Source organism: Chitinibacter sp. ZOR0017, from assembly GCF_000799095.1.
GTDB lineage: Bacteria > Pseudomonadota > Gammaproteobacteria > Burkholderiales > Chitinibacteraceae > Chitinibacter > Chitinibacter tainanensis.
On sequence record NZ_JTLG01000036.1, the window covers coordinates 1 to 6,911 of the forward strand.

At 55.4% G+C, this 6,911-nt stretch carries 3 protein-coding genes; all 3 read left to right on the forward strand.

Annotated elements, in window-relative coordinates; all coding sequences use genetic code 11:
• Positions 1 to 269: 269 nt before the first annotated feature.
• The 3 genes from L991_RS12040 to L991_RS12050 all read left to right on the forward strand — a co-directional run bounded on the left by L991_RS12040 (position 270) and on the right by L991_RS12050 (position 6,447).
• Positions 270 to 1,523, forward strand: a complete 1,254-nt coding sequence (locus L991_RS12040) for a PAS domain-containing protein (protein WP_047395782.1) — start codon at positions 270 to 272, stop codon at positions 1,521 to 1,523.
• A 56-nt stretch (positions 1,524 to 1,579) separates the two neighbouring features.
• Entirely contained in the window at positions 1,580 to 5,479 is a 3,900-nt protein-coding gene (gene hrpA / locus L991_RS12045) for an ATP-dependent RNA helicase HrpA (RefSeq protein WP_052190844.1), read from the forward strand.
• Positions 5,480 to 5,649: 170 nt separating this feature from the next.
• Positions 5,650 to 6,447, forward strand: coding sequence for a hypothetical protein (locus L991_RS12050; RefSeq protein WP_047395784.1), 798 nt, complete (start codon positions 5,650 to 5,652; stop codon positions 6,445 to 6,447).
• Positions 6,448 to 6,911: the final 464 nt, after the last annotated feature.

Consider the following 6,911-nt stretch of genomic DNA (forward strand, 5'->3'; position numbering starts at 1 on the left):
GTGGTAGTTCAGTTGGTTAGAATACCGGCCTGTCACGCCGGGGGTCGCGGGTTCGAGCCCCGTCCACTCCGCCAAATCCTTGCTTCTCCCCCTATTTTTGTTTCCTCAGTACTGCCCACATCACAACGCCATTTGCTGCGTGTATTTCTGCCATTCATCGCGCAGGTGTTGTAGCCATAACCCGCGAACCGAGCCGCTATCGCACCACTCAGGGTTTGCCTGTACACTTAGCAGCCAGATAACACCACCTTGGGCTGGCCGATCCGACTATGGCACAAGACACAGAGCAAAAAATCGCCACCTTCACCTGCCTGGGCTATCAAGTCCCCCTCGCGCATGGCTATGCGATTACCCTGTGCCTGTTGATTTTAGGGCTATTTAGCTTTAATGCCGCCCACGGTGAGGGTTGGATCAACACCCTGATTCTATTCATGCTCGGCGCCACGGTTGGCCTCGTGCTGTGGCCGGCAGTGGTATCAAAGCCAAAACAGACTAATACCTATACCGAAACCAACACCACCATCGTGCCGCCTGCCGAAGCCCACGATGTGCTGGCCGGGGTGCCCGATTTACTCTGGACGATCGATTACGCCAGCCGGCGGGTTAGCTCACACAATCAGCATGATCTGCCCTTTCACCCCAGCGGCAGCCAGTTTGCCAAGCTCAGCAGCATTTTCCCGGCCCGGGTAGCGCGGCAATTTCTGGAAACCCTAATCGAGCTGCAAAACACCCAGCGCCAAGCCCGCTTTGAATACACCTTGGGCGCCGAACATGAGCAGCACACCTTCGAAGCGCGGCTGACGCCACTGAGCGAGCGCGATTGCGTGGTGATCATCCGTGACGTGTCACACATCAAAGCCACCGAAGCCGCACTCTTCAAGCAGCAGCTTTTCACCCAACAGATTATCGACGCCAGCCCCAATCTGGTGTTTATTCGCGATCAGCATGGCCGCTTCCTGTTGGTGAACCAAACCACACAAACCCTCCTGGGGCATGACCAGATTGTGCACTCCCACCTTGGGCTGCACGACGATACCCCCATCCTGAGCGCGGGTGACGAGCAAGTTTTAGCCAGCGGTGAAGTGATCCGCATCGAAGACAGCTGCGTGTTGGCAAGCGGGCGCCGGCATTGGTTTGATATGACCAAACTCGCCATTGCCCGCGAAGGCGCTACCTATATTCTTACCATCGCCATCGACATCACCGCCCAAAAAGAAAATGAGCTCGCGCAAACCGAAAGCGGCATTCTGATCCGGGCCATGGCCAATACCCTGCCGCACCCGATGCTCTTGGTGCAGCAAGAGCAAATCCAGTTTGCCAATCACGCCGCCTGCCAGGCGCTGGGCTTTAGCCCGGATGAGCTGATTGGCAAAACCTTGCCTGAGCTTGGTTGCACCACTTGTCTACATGAGACCTTGCCGGCGGATAGCCTCTTGCTCTGCGATGGCTTGGGCCAGAATACCCACTGGCGCATCGGCCAATTGCCGGCGCCGCTCGGTCACTTACTCACCCGGCAGGACTAAGCCCCCAGCCGTGCTAAAATTGCCGCTTTGTTTGCTCTTAAAAAACGACTGCGGCAATGAGTTCTTCCCTTCGCGAACTGCGCACCCAACTGCTTGATACCCAAAGTAGCGATCGCTACGCCCTTGGCCGGCTAATTAGCCAGATTGCCGAGCGGGAAAAACGCCAGCAACCCACCGATCAGCTGCACCAGCAACTGCGCCAAGGCCTGGATAAATCGCTGGCCAAATCAGCGCTGCGCCGGGAGAAACTTCCCAGCCCTGATTACGACGATTTCCTGCCGGTTAATCAGCGCCGCGACGAGCTCAAAGCCGCCATTGCGCAGCACCAGGTCGTTATCGTGTGTGGTGAAACCGGCTCGGGTAAAACCACCCAGCTACCGAAAATCTGTCTTGAGCTGGGCCGCGGCGTGCATGGACTGATCGGCCACACCCAGCCCCGCCGGCTGGCGGCGCGCTCGGTCGCTGCGCGAATTGCGCAAGAATTAAAATCCGAGCTCGGTCAGCATGTCGGCTACAAGGTGCGCTTTACTGATAAAAGCTCGAGCGCCAGCTACATCAAGCTGATGACCGACGGTATTTTGCTGGCCGAATCGCTGTCTGATCGTTTTTTAAGCCAGTACGACACCATCATCATCGACGAGGCGCACGAGCGCAGCCTGAATATTGATTTCTTGCTGGGCTACCTCAAGCAAATCCTGCCCAAACGCCCTGATCTGAAAGTGATCGTCACCTCGGCCACGATTGATGCCGACCGCTTTAGCCGCCACTTTAATGGCGCACCGGTGCTGGAAGTCTCAGGCCGCACTTATCCAGTAGAAGTGCGCTATCAGCCGCTTGCCAGCACAGATGAAGACGATCAAGAGCTGGAAATGGAAGAAGCCGTGGTGCACGCGGTGGAAAACCTGTGGCGCCGCGATGGCAGCGGCGATGTGCTGGTGTTTTTGCCCGGCGAGCGCGAAATTCGCGAAACCGCCGAAGAGCTGCGCAAAGCCAAGCTGATGGGCGCCGAGATTTTGCCGCTGTTTGCCCGGCTTTCAAATGAAGAACAACAACGCATCTTCCGCCCCGGCCAATCGGGCCGGCGGATTGTGTTGGCTACCAATGTGGCCGAAACCTCGCTCACCGTGCCGGGCATACGTTATGTCATCGACAGCGGTCAGGCACGGATTAACCGCTACAGCCCGCGGGCGAAAGTCGAGCAACTCTTAATCGAAAAAATCTCGCAAGCCTCGGCCCGCCAGCGCGCCGGGCGTTGCGGCCGGGTGGCCAGCGGGATTTGTGTACGCCTGTATTCGGAAGACGATTTCAACGCCCGCCCGGCGTTTACCGACCCCGAAATCGTGCGCTCCAGCCTTGCCGGCGTGATTTTGCGCATGGCCGCCTTGCGCTTGGGCCGGGTAGATGAGTTTCCGTTTATCGAAGCACCGTCGGGTAAGCTGATTGCCGATGGCTATCAGCAGCTGCGCGAGCTCAATGCCGTAGATGAGCAAGACCGGCTCACCCCGATTGGCCAACAGCTGGCGCGCCTGCCGGTCGATCCGCGCGTAGGCCGCATGTTGCTGGCCGGGCAAGAGGAAGGCTGTCTGCGCGAAATGCTGATCATCGCCTCGGGGCTATCGGTGCAAGACCCGCGCGAGCGCCCGTTCGATGCCCGCCAGGCGGCCGATCAGGCGCATGCCAAATTTGTGGAAGAAAAATCCGATTTCCTCTCCTACCTGCGGCTGTGGGATTACTTTGAAAAGCTGTTAGCCGACAAAACCTCCAACCGCCAGCTGGTGCAGGATTGCCATCGCAATTTCCTCTCCTACCTGCGCCTGCGCGAATGGCGGGAGCTACACAAACAATTGTCGGAGATGGCCAGCGAATTGCGCCTGAACGACAAGCCCGGCACTTTCGAGCAAATCCACAAGGCACTCATCACCGGCCTCTTGGGCAATCTGGGCTTTAAGCAGCCGGAAAACGACGAATATCTGGGCGCGCGTGGGATTAAATTTACGGTCTTTCCGGGCTCGAACCTGAAAAAAGCCCGTCCGAAATGGATCGTGGCGGCGGAGCTCGTAGAAACCAGCAAGCTGTATGCGCGCTGCGTGGCCGCCATTGAGCCGGAATGGGTAGAAAAGCTCGCCCCGCATCTGGTGAAAAAGCAATATTTCGATCCGCACTGGAGCAAGGAACAAGCGCAGGTCAGCGCCTCCGAGCGGGTGACTTTGTATGGCCTACCGATTGTGGCGCGGCGCAAGGTGCATTACGGCCCAATCAATCCGGTGGAAGCGCGCGAGATTTTTATCCGCGAAGCACTGGTGAATTTCAATTTCCAAACCCGCGCCAAATTCTTCGAGCACAATCTGGCGCTGTTGCTGGATGTGGAAGAGCTGGAACACAAAGCCCGCCGGCAGGATGTACTGGTGGATGAGCACGCGCTGTTTGCCTTCTTTGATGCCAAGCTGCCCGCCGAGATTATCAATGGCGCCAGCTTTGAAGCCTGGCGCAAAGAAGCCGAAAAAGTTGCCCCGCAGCTCTTATTCCTCACCCGCGATGATCTGATGCAGCACAGCGCGGCCGCCGTCACCGAAGAGCAATATCCGGCCTTTTTCCGCCTGCACGATGCCAAGCTACCACTGGGGTATCGGTTCGAACCCGGCCACGCGCTTGATGGTGTGACCATTACCCTCCCCCTGCATCTGCTCAATCGGGTCAATCACGCCACCTTTGATTGGCTGGTGCCCGGCCTGATCCGCGAAAAAATCACCCTACTGGTGAAATCGCTGCCCAAGCCGATTCGCCGCCTGTGTGTGCCGGTGCCCGAGTTTGCCACCCGCATGCTGGTTGAGCTAGAGCGCGCCGACCGTGAAGCGCCGTTGCTGCCGCAGCTGGCGCAAGCCATCACCCGCGGCTGCGGCCAGCCGGTGAGCGCCGACGACATCAGCAGCAAAGATTTGCCGCTGCATCTGCAAATGAATTTCCGCATTGTGGATGATGCCGGCCAGGAGCTGGCACAAGGCCGTGATCTGATCGCCATTCGCGCCCAGCTGGGCGAAGCCGCCCAGCTCACCTTCCGCGATACGGCCGATGAAAGCACCGGCATCGAAAAAACCGGCCTCACGAAATGGGATTTTGGCGATCTGCCGGCCAAGCTCAATTTCAAACGCCACGGCAAAGGCATGATCGGCTTTCCGGGTCTGATCCCCGATAGCGACGAAGCCGGCAAAGAATGCGTAGCCATTCGCCTGTTTGATACCGAACACGCCGCGCTTGAGGCGCACCGCGCCGGCGTAGTGAAGCTGCTGCAGTTCGAGCTCAAAGAGCACGTTAAACAGCTGCCCAAAGCCCTGCCCAATTTCAACCAGCTGGCCATTCAGTACCGCGCGCTGGGCAATAGCGATCAGCTCTTGGCCGATGTGGTCGAATGCATCTGCCAGCGCGCCTTTCTGGGCGAAGACGAAGCCCCGCGCAAAAAGAAAGACTTCGACGAGCAAAAGAGCCGCGCCAAAGTGCGCCTGCCCTCAGTACGCGATGCCGTGCTGCGCACCCTTACCGAACTTGCGCCCGAATACACCGCCATCAATGGCCTGCTACCCAAAGCCGGCGCGCTGCAAACCGAGCTGAAAGCGCAGCTGGCTAGCCTCGTCTACCCCGGCTTTCTCGCCCACACCCCGTGGGAGCAGCTACCGCGCCTGCCGCTGTATCTGAAAGCCATGAAAATCCGCCTCGAAAAACGCGTGCAAAACCCGAGCCGCGATGGCCAGCGCGGGGCGGAGATCAACGAGCTGATGCAGCGGTATACGACGGAGATCGAGAAATGGCAACGCGAAGGGCGAGATACACTCCCCCTGCTGCCATTTCGCTGGATGATTGAAGAACTGCGGATTAGCCTTTTCGCGCAAGAGCTGCGCACACCCTACCCGGTGTCAGTGAAACGGCTGGATAAGATTTGGGCGGAGATTACCAAGCGGTGATGGATTGATTTGTATTGAGGTGTAGGGTGGGTTAGCTGAAGGCGGAGCCCACTATTTACGTGGTAAACTGCAATAAATTGAAAGCTAAACCATGAAAATAGCGAAAGCTATATTTCGATTAAAACACTTGAGTCAGCCACCAACCTCACGAGCCCGAGGAGACTGTTATTTTGCAGACAAATTTAGAACGATATAGGTCAGACCTAGAAAGATTGATTAAAAAAGGCGAATTGCTACTCATCTCACTTCAATACAATTGCTTTCCTGATCAAACCAAAAAAGCCATGGGGGAAAAATCAGAGGAAATTCTCGGTAAATTACCAACATTTGATAAAGACTACCAAACTTGGTACTCGGAATCAAAAACATTAATTAAGCAATTGCTGCCTGATCGCCTGAACGACTTCTCTCGCCACTATGAAAAGCCGAAGCCTAGAAAAGAGATAGATTATGAAAACTATCGCATAGAAGACTGCTTACAAGGATTAATTGTTACGAGAGGTTATGAAAAAATTAAGGTCGTTGGACCTGATGCAGCTATTCCTCACTTTAAACAGCAGCAAGCAATCCTTAATGCAGTTTCAGCGAGATTTGAAAGTTCGCTCTTTGACATTCGCCAACTTGTTCAAGCCGATTTATTTGAATCTGAGCTAGCAAGCGCTCAAGAATTACTGAAAAATGGATTTATTCGAGCAAGTGGTGCTGTTGCAGGGGTAGTATTAGAAAAGCACCTTGCCCAAGTTGCCGAAAATCATAGTATTCCTATGCGAAAAAAACATCCTGGAATCAGTGATTATAATGAGATCCTAAAGCAAGCAGATGTACTAGACACTCCATCATGGAGACAAATTCAACGGTTGGGTGATATTAGGAATTTATGTGACCATAACAAAGAACGTGAGCCCACGAAAGACGAAGTTCAAGAACTAATTTCTGGCGTAGATAAATTTTGCAAAACATTATTCTAAGAACTTTTCTACTCCGTAGGCTGGGCTAAGCTCTCGCAGCCCAACGTTTACCGCGAATATCGAAACCGTCAATCACGGTGGTTTTTATTTGCCAACAGCAATTGAACAACCACGAATTGGCGGCTATGCGCCGCGGCACTCACTTTCCTTGCTTCGCCAAGGAAAGTAAGCAAAGGAAGGCGACCCGAGCGAAAAGCGCTCCGCGCTGCCCTTGCCGCGTCGTGAGCCAAACGAGAAAACCGTTTGTCTCTCTCCTTGCTGCGGTTTTCGCTACACGGGAAACCAAGCCCCAACTTCACCAGCTCGGAAAATACTGGCGGCAGTATTGTGCTGCGAGCCTTTCTTTTTATGCCTTTGATGAATATACCCCTGCCGTGGTTAGCACAGATCGCCCGTGGAGCCGCGCCGTTCGGGAGGCACTTGGCAAGGTTTTAAGATGCGGCTGTTTGAGCGTTGCGACGCTA

Excerpts from the sequence above, each read along its gene's own strand:
- hrpA (WP_052190844.1), top strand. The coding sequence starts at position 1,580 with ATGAGTTCTTCCCTTCGCGAACTGCGCACCCAACTGCTTGATACCCAA.
- L991_RS12040 (WP_047395782.1), top strand. The coding sequence starts at position 270 with ATGGCACAAGACACAGAGCAAAAAATCGCCACCTTCACCTGCCTGGGC.